General features: G+C 71.8%; 12 protein-coding genes. 4 read left to right on the top strand and 8 right to left on the bottom strand.

Features of this window, described 5'->3' with window-relative positions; genetic code table 11:
- Positions 1-2,025: a glycosyltransferase gene (locus DEJ18_RS03475; protein WP_111209566.1), complete on the bottom strand. Its 2,025-nt coding sequence runs from the start codon at positions 2,023-2,025 to the stop codon at positions 1-3.
- A gap of 277 nt (positions 2,026-2,302) precedes the next feature.
- On the opposite strand from DEJ18_RS03475, the gene DEJ18_RS03470 reads away from it, so the two are divergent.
- Positions 2,303-2,722 (top strand): hypothetical protein, encoded by a 420-nt coding sequence (locus DEJ18_RS03470; protein ID WP_111209565.1) that lies wholly within the window; start codon positions 2,303-2,305, stop codon positions 2,720-2,722.
- A 135-nt stretch (positions 2,723-2,857) separates the two neighbouring features.
- On the opposite strand, the gene DEJ18_RS03465 is transcribed toward DEJ18_RS03470, so the two are convergent.
- From DEJ18_RS03465 to DEJ18_RS03440, 6 genes are all read right to left on the bottom strand, one after another.
- Positions 2,858-3,121 (bottom strand): hypothetical protein, encoded by a 264-nt coding sequence (locus DEJ18_RS03465; RefSeq protein WP_146241474.1) that lies wholly within the window; start codon positions 3,119-3,121, stop codon positions 2,858-2,860.
- The gene (locus DEJ18_RS03460) at positions 3,078-3,440 is read right to left on the bottom strand and encodes a hypothetical protein (RefSeq protein ID WP_111081992.1); all 363 of its coding nucleotides are present in this window, start codon (positions 3,438-3,440) and stop codon (positions 3,078-3,080) included. The genes DEJ18_RS03465 and DEJ18_RS03460 overlap by 44 nt, the downstream gene beginning before the upstream one ends.
- 2 nt (positions 3,441-3,442) lie before the next feature.
- The gene (locus DEJ18_RS03455; RefSeq protein WP_111209563.1) at positions 3,443-8,890 is read right to left on the bottom strand and encodes a DUF6531 domain-containing protein; all 5,448 of its coding nucleotides are present in this window, start codon (positions 8,888-8,890) and stop codon (positions 3,443-3,445) included.
- Between the two features lie 201 nt (positions 8,891-9,091).
- The gene (locus DEJ18_RS03450) at positions 9,092-9,373 is read right to left on the bottom strand and encodes a pyrophosphorylase (RefSeq protein ID WP_110823592.1); all 282 of its coding nucleotides are present in this window, start codon (positions 9,371-9,373) and stop codon (positions 9,092-9,094) included.
- Positions 9,374-9,557: 184 nt separating this feature from the next.
- A complete protein-coding gene (locus tag DEJ18_RS03445) occupies positions 9,558-11,393 on the bottom strand; it encodes a DEAD/DEAH box helicase (protein WP_111209562.1) in 1,836 nt (611 codons plus the stop codon).
- A 115-nt stretch (positions 11,394-11,508) separates the two neighbouring features.
- On the bottom strand, positions 11,509-12,267 hold the full coding sequence (locus DEJ18_RS03440; protein ID WP_111209561.1) for an SDR family NAD(P)-dependent oxidoreductase: 759 nt from the start codon (positions 12,265-12,267) through the stop codon (positions 11,509-11,511).
- 68 nt (positions 12,268-12,335) lie between these two features.
- On the opposite strand from DEJ18_RS03440, the gene DEJ18_RS03435 reads away from it, so the two are divergent.
- Positions 12,336-12,905 carry a TetR/AcrR family transcriptional regulator gene (locus DEJ18_RS03435; RefSeq protein WP_111209560.1) on the top strand — a complete coding sequence of 190 codons (570 nt, stop codon included), beginning with the start codon at positions 12,336-12,338 and terminating at the stop codon, positions 12,903-12,905.
- A 21-nt stretch (positions 12,906-12,926) separates the two neighbouring features.
- Here DEJ18_RS03435 and DEJ18_RS03430 read toward each other — a convergent pair whose 3' ends face one another.
- The gene (locus DEJ18_RS03430) at positions 12,927-13,412 is read right to left on the bottom strand and encodes a MarR family transcriptional regulator (protein WP_181434112.1); all 486 of its coding nucleotides are present in this window, start codon (positions 13,410-13,412) and stop codon (positions 12,927-12,929) included.
- A 252-nt stretch (positions 13,413-13,664) separates the two neighbouring features.
- Between DEJ18_RS03430 and DEJ18_RS03425 the strand changes: the two genes are divergently transcribed.
- Both DEJ18_RS03425 and DEJ18_RS03420 read left to right on the top strand, forming a co-directional pair.
- Entirely contained in the window at positions 13,665-15,731 is a 2,067-nt protein-coding gene (locus tag DEJ18_RS03425) for an MDR family MFS transporter (RefSeq protein WP_111209558.1), read from the top strand.
- A gap of 69 nt (positions 15,732-15,800) precedes the next feature.
- The gene (locus tag DEJ18_RS03420; protein WP_111209557.1) at positions 15,801-16,466 is read left to right on the top strand and encodes a TetR/AcrR family transcriptional regulator; all 666 of its coding nucleotides are present in this window, start codon (positions 15,801-15,803) and stop codon (positions 16,464-16,466) included.
- Positions 16,467-16,468: the final 2 nt, after the last annotated feature.

Raw genomic sequence — 16,468 nt, 5'->3', positions numbered from 1 at the left:
TCACAGGGGTCCTCCGACCGTGGTCGATTCGTGGGCCAGGGGCATCTCGGCCTCGGGCCCGCGGTAGCGCACCGCACGGATGACGATGCTGAAGATGAACAGGTCGAAGACGACCCAGGCGGTGTTGACGAGCGGCGCGATGCCCTCGGCCTGCCCGGCCAGGTAGCGGATCCCGATGATCACGAGTGCGGCGACCAGCGCCCCCATCGCGATGAGCTGCGGCTTGACCAGGTCCCACCGCGGTCGCGCCTCGGACTCGTCGCGCACCTTCGGCGTCACACGGAAGCCGAGGGGCTTGCCGCGGAAGACGTTCTCGAACGCACTCGTCACCGATTCGATCCACACCGGGAACAGCGCGAGGGAGTACTGCTGCCCACGCCAGGTCGGTCTGCCCGCGGCCACCACCCAGAACAGCAACTGGTTGAGCACCAGGAACGGGATGAGCCGGGCGAAGAAGTCGACGCTGTACGCCTGGACCGGCACCACGCCGAAGGACAGGCAGAGGACCGGTGCGGCGATGTAGACGACCGCGGCGAAACCCGACAGGTAGCTCCACATCGTCGAGAAGTACATGAGGCGCTGCCCGAACGACAGGCCCTTCTGCACGAGCGGGTTCTCGCGGAAGAACACCTGCATGGTGCCCTGCGCCCAGCGGAGCCGCTGCACGAGCATCGTCTGGAGGTCCTCGGGTGCCAGGCCCTTCGCGAGGATCTCGTCGTGGTACGCCGACTTCCAGCCGAGACCGTGCAGGCGCATGGCGGTCGCCATGTCCTCGGTCACCGAGATCGTCGCCAGCGGCATGATCGGCTGCGCCTCGTCGTCACGGTTCACGTCGAGCGCGCGGGTCAGCACGGCGATCGCCTCGATCGCCGCCACCGGCGACGCGTCGCGCTGCCCGAGCACGTCCAGCGCGGCGTCGTCGAGACCCGCGAAGGTGTTGGCGTCGGTCGACATCGCCGCGAGTTCCTGCAGTTCGGCGCGGACTGCGTCGAGGTCCGCCGCGGCGAACCGGAACGCGATCGCGTCGATGCCCCGCTGGAACCGGTAGGTGACGTCGCCGAGCGGCTCGCCCGCCGCGATGTCCGCCCGCGCCTGGTCGACGACGATCTCCGCGTCGTCGAGAGCGGTGAGCACGCGGGGGTCGGTCTCGGTCTCGCGCGCGCGGGCGAGGAGCTTCTTCGCGGTCTTGACCGTGCGCTGCACGCTCGTCTCGACCTCGCGGACGTACCGCGTGATGCCGAGCTGCATGAGGGCCTCCCGCCGGAGGATCGCGTTGGACCCGCAGAAGAACGCCGCGTTCCAGCCGTCCTTCGACTGCTGGATCGGCCCGTAGAACAGCGGCGCCTGGCTGCCGAGCGGGTCGGACTCCGGGACGTTCTCGAACCACTGCGGGGTCTGCACGAGCGCCATGCGCTCGTCCTTGAAGTACCCGAGCGTCCGGTCGAGGATGGCAGGGTCCGGCACCTGGTCGGCGTCGAGGATGAGCAGGAACTCGCCCTGCGTGGCGAGCAGCGCGTTGTTGAGGTTGCCGGCCTTGGCGTGACGTGGGCGGTCCACCCAGTCCTTGCCGCGCGTGATGACGCCGAGCCCCTCGGCCTCCGCCGCGGCACGCATCTCCGGACGGTTGCCGTCGTCGAGGATCCACGTCTCGTGCGGGTGGCGGATCGCCTTCGCTGCACGCGCGGTGCGCATGACGAGGTCGATCGGCTCGTTGTACGTCGTGATGAAGACGTCGACGGTGACCGGGTCCTTCGGCGGGGTCGGTGGCTCGCCGCGTTCCCGGAGCTTCCACGCCCCGAAGGCGAAGAGCACCGAGTCGATGACGCTGTACGTCTCGGCGAGGATCAACGGCACGGCGATCCACCACGAGTGCCAGTTCACCGAGGCCACCCACCGCCACGCGATGTAGTTGATACCGGAGACGGCCGCGAGCACGGCGACGGTCCGGACGGCGACGAGCCGGCGGCGAGGGGTGCCGACCTCGAGTCGTCGCCGGTCCTGGCGCCCGACCTCGACCGCCGTCATCGGCGTGCCCCCGGTGAACCGTGGAAGCTGTGCACGGCGTCCCCTCCTGATCCCGAAGCCCCGTGCGCGCGGTTGCCGAGCACGGGAGTGGCAGCGGGGTCGGCGGCGGTCCCGGGTCCCGTCGGTCGCTCCCCTCCGCGCGACGTCGCTCCCTGGCGACGTCGGCGTGCTGTCTTGTCTACCGCAGCCAGGCGACCACTGTCAGCACCACGCCCCGATCTGGGGACGCGCGTCCCGCTCCCCGTCCCGCCCCGGATCCCAGGCCTAGACTCGGCACATGCTGTTCGGGCGAGCACGACAGAACGCGGAACCGGTCGATCTCGGGTCGCTGGAACCCTGGCGGTCCGACGCCGTCACCGCCCGGTGCGTGCCGTTGCCCATCGGCCGCAAAGGCAAGACCATCCCCGGCGTCATGCTCTTCGACGGATCGGTCTCACCGGTGTTCGCGGTGCGCGAGGTCCAGCAGCTCGTCGACCACGACCTGAACACCGCCGAGAACGTCAACCAGCCGCCGATCGCCTTCCTCATGTGGCCGGACGACGCTGCCGACGACTCCCCCGCCGGGCGATGGCTCCGGCACGCTCCCGCCGAGAGCCTGACGCTGCTCGTCGACCCGCTGGAGACGCCGCCGACGGTCCAGCTGCAGGGCGAGGCGCTGGAGTCGTTCCGCGAGTGGGTCCACGCGCTCCCTCGCTGACCGCGGCTCAGCGGCCACGAGGCCCCGGGGATGCCCACCGGGACCGCGATGCCCACGACGGACCGGCAAGCAGCAGCGACCAGGGCCACGGCGTGACCACGCGCACGCGCACGCGCGAGGATCGTGCGGCGTCGGTCACCGCGGTGCGCGACCGTTGACGAGCCAGCGCACGTGTGCTCCGAACACCGAGCCCGCGAAGCTGCACATGATCCACGGCAGCAGAGCGGCGTCCCACCCGTCGAGGACGCGGGTGAACAGGAACACCGCGCCGACGATCCCCACGACGAGGAGCAGCGACGCCGTCGCCGGGCGGAACACGGCGAAGGCGCCCGTCCACACGAGACCCGCGACGAACTCAGGTCCGGCGCCTGCGCTCAGCCAGCCATCGGAGATGCGCACCGAAGACCGACCCGGCGAAGCTGGCGAGGATCCACGGTGGCAGCGCCACGCTCCACCCGTCGAGCACCCGGTTGAACAGGAACATGGCAGCGAACATGGCCGCGACGAGCACGAGTCCCGACCACCCCGGCCGGAGCAGGGAGAACGCCACGACCCCGAGCAACAGCCCCCCGACGAAGCCGACCGCCAGGTACGGTGCGGCCCGTCCGGCCTGGTCCCCGACGACCATGAGCGGCACGAGGAGTCCGACGCCCGCTCCGACCACGGCGGCGATCAGCGTGACGGGGTGCTGTCGCTGGCCTCGCCACTCCTTCGTCATGGTCACTGAGGGTAGACCCCCTGGTCCTTCAGCCACGACTGCGCCGCGTCCGTCCCGACCCCGAGGCTGCCGCCGACACCCGCGGACTGCCACAGCCGAACTGCGTTGGTCGACCCGCTGAAGACGCCTTCGAAGGTCCGGATGTTCGTCTGCGCCATCTGGTTGAGCGACGCGCTCGGAGACTGCCCGCCCGGTACGGACGCTCCGACGACGCCCGTGCCGGTGTTCCACAGGACGTCGGACACCGACGTGGGCTTGCCTGCGATGAGGTTGTCCGCGGCGCCGCCGATGACGCTGCTCCCGCCGCCGAACCCGAGCGTCGCGACGCGAGCGGTCACCGAGGTGGTCGTCTGCCCGAAGCGCTGCGCGAAGGTCCCCCCGGCCGGCCCCGCCATGCTGCCGAGCGCGGAACTCGCGCCACCACCCGCCACGTGCGCGAGGAAGTCACGGTTGTTCCACTCCCCCTCGTGGTTCACGGCGTACGAGACGCCGCTGCTCGTGGCTCCGACAGCACCGTTGACCGAGGCGTTGACGGCCGCGGCACCCGCCAAGCGGCTGGTCGACGACGCTGCTGCCGCCGCCCGGCTCGCGACCATCATCCCGCCGCCGCCGACGGCACCGGTGATCCCGCCCACTGCGGTGTCCACCGCGACCTGCCCCCAGTCGACCGTGCCCTTGGTGGCCTTCTGGGACGCCGTCGAGATCGCTCCGCTGACCATCGCGCCCGACGCCGCCATGAGCGCGATGCCCGCGGGTCCCCCCACCCCGGTGAACAGCAGCGCCACGCCGATGCCGACGCCGATCGCGCCGACGACCCCGGCGGCCACGTACTCCCAGTGGCTGCCGTGCTCCGCCTGGTACGCCTGCAGGTCCGCGTCCGTCGCCGGCCGGAGCCCGAGCGGGTCGGCCGCGTGCAGCGGGTCGTTCCCCGCGTACGCGTAGGGGTTCGCGGCCCACGCCGTCCCGATCACAGGCGGCAGCGGGTCGACGGACAGGAAGCCGCGCGCCACCGGGTCGTACACGCGGGCGCCGAGCCACTCGAGCCCGGCGATCGCCAGACCGCCCGTGACGCTCAGGCCGACACCGGCAGGGAGGCCCGGGGGCGCGTCGGCCGCGCCCGTCGCCCCGGGACCGGCCGTCGCTCCGGACGCACGCCACGGGTCGGCGAGGTCCGTCGCCCGACCCGGTCGCCACGACGGAGCAGCCCACGTGCCCCCGACCGCGGTGATGCCACCCGCCAGACCCAGGACCGCCGTGCCGCCGATCGACGTCAGCGACGGGAGCGGGGCGGCGCTGTCCCACCAGGTCTCGGCACCGTCGACCTCGAGCGGTTCGCCGAGGACGTCCACCCGGATACGGTGCCCGCCGGTCTCGACGTACGTCGCGTCCCGCTCGACCACGCCGGCGAGGTACCCGAGGTCGTCCCACGCGTACTCGGTCGTCGAGCCGTCGGCGGCGGTCCGTCGGGCCCGTCGCCCGAGCCCGTCGGAGACGTACTCCACCCGTGCGCCGGTCGCGACGTCGGTGCTCGCGACGAGCTGCCCGGCGGCGTCGTGCTCGTGGCGCAGGGAGGTGTCGCCGGAGCGCTCCGCGACGAGTCGTCCGGCGGCGTCGTACTCCCAGGTGGAGACGCTGCCGTCGGGACGCTCGGCGCGGACGAGCTGTCCGGCGGCGTCGTGCGTGTACGAGGTCGTGCCGTCCCCGTACACGACCGCGCGGATCCGGTCCTCGGCGTCGTGTTCGACGCGAGCGACCTCGACGCCGTCGGTCGTCGTGGTGGTGTGCGTGACGAGCCGGCCGCGCTCCCAGCTCCAGGCGTGCACGACGTCGCCCGCCGCTGCCTGCACCGGTCGGCCGACCGGGTCGAGGACGAACGAGACGTCGGGCAGGTCGGCCCGCTGGACGGCGACGACCCGGCCGGCTGCGTCGCGGCGGTACACCGTCCGGGTGCCGTCGGGGTCGGTCCGGGCGGTCCTGCGGCCGTCGGCGTCGTACTCCCAGACGACGGCGCGGTCCCCCCGGCTCCGCGAGACGAGCAGCCCACGCCGGTCGTACCGGAGTTCGTGGTCGAACGCGCGACCGGCACCACCGCTGTGGTCCGTGACCACGATGCTCCGAGCCGCCCGGTCGACGCGCACCTCGGACACCGTGCGACCGTCCACCGCCACGGTGGTCTGCCGACCGCCGTCCTCGAACGTCCACGTGGTGGTGTGCCCGTCGGGGTCGGTCTGCCCGGTCTGTCGACCGGCCGCGTCGTAGGACGCCGTCGACCTGCGGCCGAGCGGGTCCGACACGGCCACCACCCGGTCGGCCTGGTCGTACTCGTACCGGGTGACGCCGCCGAGCGGGTCGGTGACGCTCGTCACGCGCCCACGGAGGTCGTGGTCGAACCGGGTCACCCCGCCGAGTCCGTCGACGGCCTCGACGAGCTGTCCGGCGGCGTCGTACCGGAAGCGTCGCTGCCCGGACCGGACGTCCTGCGTGGCGACGAGTCGTCCGGCGGCGTCCCAGCGCCAGCGGGACGTGCCGGCACCCGGAGTGGTCCGCGACACCGGTCGGCCCACCGCGTCGTAGGCAGTGCGTTCGACGTCGCCGGTGGGCAAGGTCCGCGTGACGACCCGGCCGTCGGCGTCGTACCCGAGCTCCGTCCGCGCGCCGAGCGAGTCGGTGCTCGCGACCGGACGGCCGCAGGCGTCGTACTCGTACGTGGTCCGGGCACCCGAGGGCTCGACGACCGCGGTCACCCGGCCGGCGAGGTCGCGTTCGAGACGGGTCAGTCCGCCCTCGCCGTCGACGAGTTCGACCGGTCGGCCGCAGCGGTCGTACGTGACGAGCTCGGCGGTGCCGTCCGCACTCGCGACCTCGACCGGTCGGCCGTACTGGTCGGAGCGCACCGTCGTGGTGCCGAACGCGTCACGGAGGGTGGCGACGCCCGTCGACAGGTCCGTGGTGCCCTCGACACGCTGGCCGGTGGGGTCGGTCACGCCGGTGAGGTCGCCGTTCCGGTCGTGGTCGCGGCGCCACACCTGCCCCGCGGGGTCGACCGTCTCGCGGAGGCGGGAGAGCGGGTCGTGGACGAAGGTCCAGTGGCCGCCGTCGGGCAGGTCGAGCGCGGCGAGGTTGCCGAGGTCGTCGAAGGTCCGGGACGTGGTGCGTCCGAGCGGGTCGGTCGTGCGCTCGAACTCGCCGTTCGTGCCGTACCCGTAGGTCGTCCGTGCGCCGGTCGGATCGGTCGTGGCGACGAGGCGGGTCCCCTCGTGCTCGAACGACCACACCGCGCCGTCCGCGTCCCGGCGGGAGGTCACCCGGCCGGCTTGGTCGTAGCGGTACTCGGTCCGCGCACCGGACGGCATCACCACGGCGGTCGGGCGTCCGGCGGGGTCGCGCTCGACCCGCATGACGTCGCCCAGGGCGTTCCGGGTGGCGACGAGCTCGCCGTGCTCGTCGTGCTCGAGCTCGACGACCACCCCGGTCGGGTCCACCGCGCGCCGCAGGAGTCCCCGCTCCCATGTGAGTTCGCTCCGCCCGCCCTCGGGGTCGACGACGACGGAGGGGTCCCGGTCGTCGCCGACGTACTCGTAGGTGACGACGGAGCCGGTCTCGGTGACGACGGTGGTCACCCGGTCGCGTTCGTCGTACCCGTAGGTGATGTCCGCCCCTGAGGGCGTCACCGTCCGGGTGCGGCGGCCGCGGGCGTCGACCGCGTGGACCGTCACGGCTCCGGAACGGTCGGTGACGGAGACCAGGCGGCCGCGGGCGTCGTACTGCATCGACTGGCGGGCGTCGTCGGTGTCGACGACCCCGACCAGCCGACCCTTCGCGTCGGAGATCCAGGTGTTCGAGCGTCCGCCGTCCGGGTCGGACACGACGGTCACCCGACCTGGCAGGTAGGCGAACCGGACCGTGCGGCCGTGCGGGCTCACCTGCTCGACGACGCGGCGCCGTTCGTCGTAGGTGTTGCGGGCCTCGACGACACCGTCCTCGTCGACGACCGCGACGACGAGCCCCGCGTCGCCCCACTCGTACGTGCGGGTGCCGGTCGCGCCGTGGACGTGCGTGAGCCGCCCGGCCTCGTCGTACGCGTACTCGACCCGGCGCCCGTCCGAGGCGCGGGCGACGACGACCCGTCCGTCGAGCGTCTCGACGTCGATCCAGCGCCCGCGCTCGTGGGCGAGACGCGTCAGCGCACCGTCGGCGTCCCGCTCGACGGTCATCGTCGTGCCGGGGCCGGATCCGGCTGCCAGCCAGGTGCCGGCCGGTGAGAACGCCCACCACGCACCGGTGGAGTCACGGACGACGAGCCGGTCGTCCTCGCGCGTCAGTCGCAGGTACTCCTCCACCGCCGTGGCCCAGCCGTCCCCGTCGCGGGGAAAGCGGAGGACTCGGCCGTCGGCCTGGGTCAGGGAGACGCCCTCGTCGTCGACGTCGAGCCGCGTCTCGAGGACGGATGCCCAGCCCGGCCCGAACAGTCCGGAACGGTCGTCGAGCGAGTTGTACATGCGGGTGAGCCGGAGCGACTCGGACGCTCCGGCGAACCCGAGGTCGAGTTCCGACTCGAGGAAGTTGCCGGTCGAGGTGTTGATGGGGTCCATCGAGTAGCCGGTGGTCGGCACCGCGCCGAACGCCTGCGGCGGCTCGATGGTCAGGCCGGAGCGCTCAGCCGAGACCCCGGCGCCCTGCAACGCGGCCGCGAGCGCCACGTCGGACACGGTCGACACCGAGCCGCTGCCCCCCGCCGCCTCGAAGGCCGAGGCGACCGTGTTCGCCCAGGACACGTCGGTCTCGTTCGCCTCGAGCCACTTGTCGATCGCGGTCGCGACACCGTGGGCGCTGATGCTCCCCCACTTGCAGCGGGAGGCGAAGTCGTCGAGCTTGCCGCGCAGCGCGGAACCACGACCGGAGAGCTGTCCGTTCAACGACGACGACCCCGTGGCGAAGGAGCGCAGGTCGTCGGGGCGAGCGGACGACGTCCCGCCGCCGCCACCACCACCGGAACCGGGCGTCGGCGTCTGTCGAGCGGTCGTGGGCGGGGTGCTCGCGTGGAACACGGGTGCCGGTTCCGCTTCCTCCGTCGGCGGCTTGTCCTCGCCGAAGAGCCAGTCGTGGCCCTGCTCGAACCAGTTGCGGGAGTCGTGCTCGGCCTGCCAGTCACGGGCTCGCTTGCGGCGGGCGTTCTCCTGCTCGGCGGCGGTCTTGAGCGTCCGGACCCATCCGGCGACCTCGCGGAGCGTCCCGGTCAGGCGCGTGGCGTCGCTGGCGGCCGTCGAGGCGTTCTGTCCGAACAGGTCGGCGAAGTGCCCGCGGAACTCCTGCGCGGCGGTGCTGACGTAGGAGGAGCGGCTGCCTGCCTGCCCGTCGATCGAGTCGGCCGAGGACGTCAGCTCGGCGATGAGCGCGTCGGCGGTGCCGTTGTCGAACTCGAGCGGTTCCGCTCCGTGCAGGTCGGCCATGATCTGTCCCCCGGTCGTCGTGCTGGTCGTTCTGGTCGTTCTGGTCGTGCTCGCGGCCGCGTCTGCCCTGCCGGCCGCGCTGGTCCTGCTGCTCGTGCTCTCCGGCGGTCAGGCTCTCCGGCGGTCAGGGACCGGTCATCGGAGACGACAGCAGCCCGGGCCGTCGAGCTCGTCGACGACCCGGGCACTGTACGGGCGGTGTTACGCGCCGCCACCCGCGGTGAAGATGTCCTGCGAGATCTTGTCGAGCTGCGTGCGGAGCTGCTCGAGCTCGGTCTTCGCCTTGTCGAGCGCAGCCTTGGTCTCCGGCCACGTCGAGCCACGGAAGTTCGCCGCGAGCGGGCCGTCCCACACGTTCGAGTCGGACAGGATGCGCCCCTGGGCGTCGAGCTGCGAGATCTGGTCCGTGAACCCACCGTTCACGATGGACTGGATCTGACGGATGGCGGTCTTCGCCTGTTCGGTCGAAAGCACACGCGACATGGTGAACCCCTCTTCTCTTCGTACCTGCACCCCCGCGCAGAAGATCCCCCGGAGGCTCTGACGGTGCCCACCATACCCAATCCGTGACGACGCGCACCAGGGTGCGTCCAGGAACGACGGGAGGCCCGGTACCAGTGGTACCGGGCCTCCCGTCAGCAGGTGCTCGCGTCTGCGAGCGACGGCGTCAGTCGCGCGTCTGCCGCGGCTTGCGGAACGGGCGGTCGTCACCGTGGCCGCGGTCGTCACGACCACCGCGGTCGTCACGGTCGCCGTAGCGTCCGCCGTCACGGCGCGTCCCGCTGTCGCGGCGGATCGGTCCGCGGCGGTCGGGCTGGATCTCGATGAGCTTGCCGCTGATCCGGGTGTCCCGCAGCCGGTCGAGGACGTCGGAGCCCATGTCCGTCGGCAGCTCCACGATCGAGAAGTCCGGCCGGATCTGGATGGCACCGAAGTCGTCGCGACGCAGGCCGCCCTCGTTCGCGAGGGCGCCGACGATCTGACGGGGCTCGACGCGGTGACGTCGGCCGACCTCGATGCGGTAGGCCGTCATCGGCACCGACCGGCGACGACGGTCCCCACGGTCGCCGTCGTCGTCACGTGCGGGACGGTCGTCGCGGCTGCGGCGGTCGTCGCGCTCGGCCTGCTGGCGGACGCGGTCGTCGGACGGGTCGAGGAGGAGCGGGGTGTCCCCCTGTGCGACCACGGCGAGGGCGGCGGCCACGTCGGACTCGGGGACGTCGTGGTGCTCGACGTAGTGGGCGATGATGTCGCGGAACGCCGTGATGCGCGACTGCTGCTCGAGGGCCGCGGTGATGGCGTCGTCGAAGCGGGTGAGTCGCGTCGAGTTGACGTCCTCGACGCTCGGCAGTTGCATCTGCGTGAGCGGTTGCCGCGTGGCCCGCTCGATCGCGGTGAGCAGGCGACGCTCGCGCGGGGTGACGAAGCTGATCGCGGCACCCGAACGACCGGCACGACCGGTGCGGCCGATGCGGTGCACGTAGGACTCGGTGTCGACCGGGATGTCGAAGTTCACCACGTGGGTGATGCGGTCGACGTCGAGCCCACGGGCGGCGACGTCGGTCGCGACGAGGATGTCGAGCTTGCCGGACTTCAGCTGGTTGACGGTGCGCTCACGCTGGGCCTGCGCCACGTCACCGCTGATCGCCGCTGCCGCGTACCCGCGGGCACGGAGCTTCTCGGCCAGGGTCTCGGTCTCGCTCTTGGTGCGGACGAAGATGATCATGCCCTCGAAGTCCTCGACCTCGAGGATGCGGGTGAGCGCGTCGACCTTCTGCGGGTACGACACGATCAGGTACCGCTGCGTGGTGTTCGCCGAGGTGGTCGTCTTCGCCTTGACCGTGATCTCGGCCGGGTCGTTGAGGTACTGCTTCGAGATGCGACGGATCTGCGCGGGCATCGTCGCCGAGAACAGCGCCACCTGCTTCGTGTCCGGGGTCTCGGCGAGGATCGTCTCGACGTCCTCGGCGAAGCCCATCTTGAGCATCTCGTCGGCCTCGTCGAGCACGAGGTACTTCAGCTCGGACAGGTCGAGCGTGCCCTTCGCGATGTGGTCCATGATACGGCCGGGCGTGCCCACGACGACGTCGACGCCGCGGCGCAGTGCGGACAGCTGCACGCCGTAGGCCTGGCCGCCGTAGACGGGCAGGACGTGGACGTTCTTCATGTGCGACGCGTACTGCTCGAACGCCTCGCAGACCTGGAGCGCGAGCTCACGGGTCGGGGACAGCACGAGCGCCTGCGGCAGCTTCGCGCCGGACTCCATGCGGCTCAGGACGGGCAGCGCGAAGGCCGCCGTCTTGCCGGTACCGGTCTGCGCGAGGCCGACGACGTCGCGGCCCTCGAGCAGGGTGGGGATGGTGGCGGCCTGGATCGCGGAGGGGGTCTCGTACCCGATCTCCTTGACGGCCTTGAGGACGGGGTCGCTGAGCCCGAGGTCGGCGAAGGTGATCACGGGCTCCTCGTCGACTGCTTCGGTGGGGGTGTTCGTCTCGGTGCTCATAGGAGGAACGGTATCCCGTTTTCCGGCTGCACCCCAGACGGCACGGGGCGCAGCGGACGGACGGGAGGCCCGTGGCGGGGTCGCCGACGGACCTCCCGTGCGCCCCGGGGCCGACTCAGACGACCGACCAGCCGCCGTCGCTCGGCAGGACCGCTCCGTTGACGTTCGCGGAGTCGTCGCTGAGCAGCCAGGTGATGGCGGCCGCGAGCTGCTCCGGCTGGGCGACCGGCGGGATCGTGGTCTGCATGATCGGGCCGACCCGGCGAGCGGCGTACTCGCTCCGCATCGGGGCCTCGATGTTCGTGGCGACGGCGCCGGGTGCCACCGCGTTCGCGCGGATGCCCTGCGGACCGTGGAAGAAGGCGACGCTCTTGGTGTAGCCGGCGATCGCGTGCTTCGAGGACGTGTAGGCGGCACCCGCGGCGGAGGCCTTGAGCGCCGCCTCCGAGGCGACGTTGACGACCGAGCCCTTGCCGGCCGCGATCATGAGCGGCAGGACGGCGCGGGTGAGACGCATCGGGCCGGTGACGTTGACGCTGAACACGCGCTCCCAGGTGGCGTCGTCGACCTCGTCCGGCGGCAGGAACGCATCCATGATCCCGGCGACGTTGGCGATCCCGTCGACGCGGTCGCCCGCGGCGGCCAGGAGCGCGTCGATGGTCTCGCTCGCGGCGACGTCGCCGACGACGGTCTCGACGTCGAGACCGTCGAGCTCGGTACGCAGGTCGTCGAGGCGCTCGGCGACGACGTCCGTGGCGATGACGCGGCCGCCCTCCCGTGCGATCCGGGTCGCCGTGGCGCGCCCGATGCCGGAGCCCGCTCCGGTGACGATGATGGTGGAGCCGGCGAAGCGTCCGGCGGTGGTGTCGGTCATGGGTGTCTCCTCGCTGAGTCGCGCTGACTGCGCACCACAGTTGTAGCACTGAGTGCCGAAAGGGTGCCATGAACGACCGACCGACCGGCCGACCGCGGACGATCGACCCCGACGCGGTGTCCCTCGTGGCCCTCCGGCTGTTCGACGAGCGCGGGTACGACAGCGTGTCCATGGACGACGTGGCTGCCGAGGCCGGGGTCAGCCGACGGTCGCTCTTCCGGCTGTTCCCGACGAAGGGCGCCCTCGTGTGGGGCGGACTCGACGAGTTCCGCGAGCGGTTCGAGGACGCCCTGACCGACCGCCCCACCGACGAGCCCGCTGCCACGGCACTCCGCGGGGCCTACCGGGTCGCCGCGACGTTCCCCACCGACGCCCTCGAGGTGACGCGACGGCGGCTCCGGGTGATCGGGGCGAACCCGAGCCTGCGACAGGAGGGGGCCTTCTTCGTCACCGAACTCGAGCACACCCTCGTCGCCTTCGTCGCCGCCCGTGACGGCGTGCCGGAGGACGACCTCGGCGTCCAGGTGCGGTGCGCGGTGTTCGCGGCGGCGGCCGACGCGGCGCTCACGTGGTGGGCCCGGCACGGCGAGGGTGGGCCGGAGGAGGTCGTCGACGGGGTGCTGGCCGAGCTGGGCTGAGCAGCCGGAGCCACCGACCGCTCACTGCCCCTGCGCCGCCCCGGCAGCCTCGTCTCCCGTCCCCAGCACCTCGGCTGCCCGGTCGTTGAAGCGGGCCAGCAGTCGGGCCAGGTCGCGCAGTTCGTCGCCGTCGAACACGCTCGTGACGTCGTCGAACACCGCGTCCCCCTGTGCATCGAGCTCGTCGAGCAGCGCCCGACCGGCCGGTGCGAGGGCGAGGAGGGCCGCGCGACCATCGGCGGGGTCCGGCGTCGTCCGGACGTAGCCCGCCTCGACGAGCCCGGCCACCCGACGACTGACGACGGGGCGGGACAGGCCGGTTCGCTCGGCGACGACGGTCGACCGCACCTCGCCGAGCCGCTCGACGGCGCGCAGGATCACCCGCGCGGTGGGGTCGAGCCCGCCGGACTGCTCGATGAGCACGGTGCGGAGGGTCTGCCGCACCCACAGCCGGTCGAGTTGGCGGCGGAGCAGTCGTTCGGCCTCGGGGCGATCGTCCTGGGACACGCCGTCATCGTACGGTGCGCGGAGATGGTTGCTTCCAGAACGCAACGGATGTAAAGTTGCGGAGCCTGCAAGGTTTCAGGTTGCGCAGCGGCCCTTCCCGTGGCCCCCGCACCCGCCTCGCCTCCGCCCGACGACGCACTCGCCGTCCGGCACGTCGAACCAGAAGGACCCGCATTGTCAACAGTCACCGCACCGACGCCGATGCCGGGCCGGAGCGCCGCCACGCCCGGTACACCCGGTCAGCACCCCCTGATGACCCACCGTCAGATCCTGCTCGTCATCTACGGCCTGATGGCGGGCATGTTCCTGTCCTCGCTCGGACAGACCGTCTTCGGCACGGCGATCCGCACCATCGGTGACGACCTGCACGGGCTCGACCAGCAGGCCTGGGTCACCACGGCGTACCTCATCACCTCGACGATCGCCACGCCGATCTACGGCAAGCTCTCCGACATCTTCGGGCGCCGTCCGCTCTACATCTTCGGCATCGTGGTGTTCATCGTCGGTGCCGTGCTGTCGTCGATGTCCACGTCGATGCTCATGCTCGCGGCCTTCCGCGCCGTGCAGGGCATCGGTGCCGGCGCGCTCATGTCCCTGCCGCTGGCGATCATGGGCGACATCCTCGCCCCGCGTGAACGCGCCAAGTACCAAGGGTACTTCCTCGCCGTCTTCGGCATCTCCTCGGTCATCGGTCCGCTCATCGGCGGGCTGCTCGCCGGCGCGTCCGAGATCCTCTTCATCACCGGCTGGCGCTGGGTGCTCCTCATCAACGTGCCGATCGGCGTCGCCGCGCTCGTCATGGTGATCGTCTTCCTGCACCTGCCGAAGGTGCACGACACCAAGGACAAGCCGGTCGTCGACTGGTGGGGCGCGACCTCGGTCATCGTCACCCTCGTCCCGCTGCTCCTCGTCGCCGAACAGGGCCGCACGTGGGGCTGGGGCTCCGCGGCCGCCGTCGCGTGCTACGTCATCGGCGCCGTCGGCCTCGTCGCGCTCCTGCTCATCGAGTCGAAGATGGGCGATGCGGCGATCATCCCGCTGAAGCTCTTCCGCTCGGGCACGTTCTCGATGGCGACCGTCATCGGGTTCCTCGTCGGCTTCGCGATGTTCGGTGCCATGCTGACCATCCCGCTGTACCTGCAGATCGTCGTCGGCCTCAGCCCGACCGAGTCCGGCTTCGCCACGTTGCCCCTCGTCGGTGGCCTCATGATCGCCTCGATCGTGTCGGGCCAGATCGTCGCGCGGGTCGGTCGCTACCGGGTGTTCCCCGTCATCGGCACCGCGCTCGTCTCGGCCGGCTACGTCGTGCTGACGTTCATGACGATCGACAAGCCGCTCTGGTTCCTCATGATCGGCATGTTCCTCATCGGGCTCGGGCTCGGCTCCGTCATGCAGTCCCTGACCCTCGCGTCGCAGGGCTCGGTCGAGGCCCGGGACATGGGCGTCGCGACCAGCTCTGCGACCTTCTTCCGCCAGATCGGTGGCACGCTCGGCACCGCGGTGCTGCTGTCGATCCTGTTCTCGGTGATGCCCGCCAACATCGTGCACGCCACCGCGGACAAGGCCGACCTGACCGACGCACTCGACGCGGCGCTCAACCCGACCGTCGCCAGCGCGAAGGCGAACCAGGGCGTCATGGACCAGATCTGGAACCCGATCGTCGACCCGATCCAGGACAGCATCGACTCCGGGCTCGCCCGCGGCACCACCGCCGCGAAGCAGGCCGCCGACCAGGCCGTCACCCAGCAGGTCACCGCCGCCGTCCAAGCGCAGGTCGCCGCCGGCACGATCCCGGCGGCAGCCGCCCCGACCGTGATCGCCCAGCAGGTCGCCGACGCCACCCCGCAGGCCGAGGCCACCGCCCTCGCAACGGCCGCCGACCAGGCGCACGCCAGCGTCGTCGACGGACGGCTCGCGGTCGACTGGACGGACGCCGGACAGCGCACCTACTGGGTCCACCAGGTCGTCCCGGACCTGGTCGAGCAGATCGACGCGGGCGCGAACGACGACTCGAGCGCCTCGGCCACGAACGACACCTCGTTCCTGACCGGTGCCGACGCCCGTCTGACCCGCCCGTTCATGGCCGGCTTCAACGCCTCGTCCGTGACGATCTACTGGGTCGGACTCGGCGTGATCCTGCTCGCGTTCGTGCTCACCTGGTTCTTCAAGGTGCCGCCGCTGCGTCAGCGCTCGGCCCTGCAGGAGCAGGCGGACCTGTCCGCGCAGGCGCAGCTCGAGTCCGAAGCCGGTCTGGCCGCTGCCGAGGCCGGGTCCTTCACCGGCCCGATGACCGGTTCCACGCCGACCCAGCGTCGGTGACCATCCGGGCCGTCCGCTCGACCACGAGCGGACGGCCCGCCGTCGTCTCCCCCCAACGGAGGTCGCACCGTGCCCACCACGGCAACACCCGCACAGCACGCCGACACCGGCGGATCGTCCGACACCACACGGTACGGCAGCGTCCGCCCCGGCAGCACCGGACCCTGCACGCTCCGGGAACGCAAGAAGCAGCAGACCCGTCAGGCGATCCACGACGCCGCACTCACCCGGATCACCGAGCAGGGTCTCGACGGCGTCACGGTCGAGCAGATCTGCGCGGACGCCGACGTCTCCCCCAGGACGTTCTTCAACTACTTCTCGTCGAAGGCCCACGCGGCCATCGGGCTCGACACCGTCGAGGTCCCCGACGCCGTCCGTGACCGCTTCGCGACGGCTGACGGTCGGCTCATCGACGACGTCTGCGAGCTGGTCGCCGACACCGTCCCGCTCTCGGCGGACCGCGCCCGCGCCAAGGAACTCCTCGTCCGGCGCCCCGAGATGACGTCGATGGTGATGCGGTGGATGGCCGAGTCCCGTCAGGCCCTCATCGCGGTCGTCACCACCCGGACCGACGAGGACACCGCCCGCACCGCCGTCGCCCTCGTCATGTCCGCGCTGTCCGAGGCCGCGCACCGTTTCAGTGTGCAGTCCCAGGCCGACCTCGCCGCCCGCCTCCGCGCCGTCGTCGCCGAGATGGTCGCGCTCGCCACGGCCGCGCCGCAGCAGCCCGAGTAGCC

It is taken from the genome of Curtobacterium sp. MCSS17_015, assembly GCF_003234265.2.
Lineage (GTDB): Bacteria > Actinomycetota > Actinomycetes > Actinomycetales > Microbacteriaceae > Curtobacterium.
Note: the sequence above shows the minus strand (reverse complement) of the source record. Positions and strands in the feature narration are given on the sequence as shown.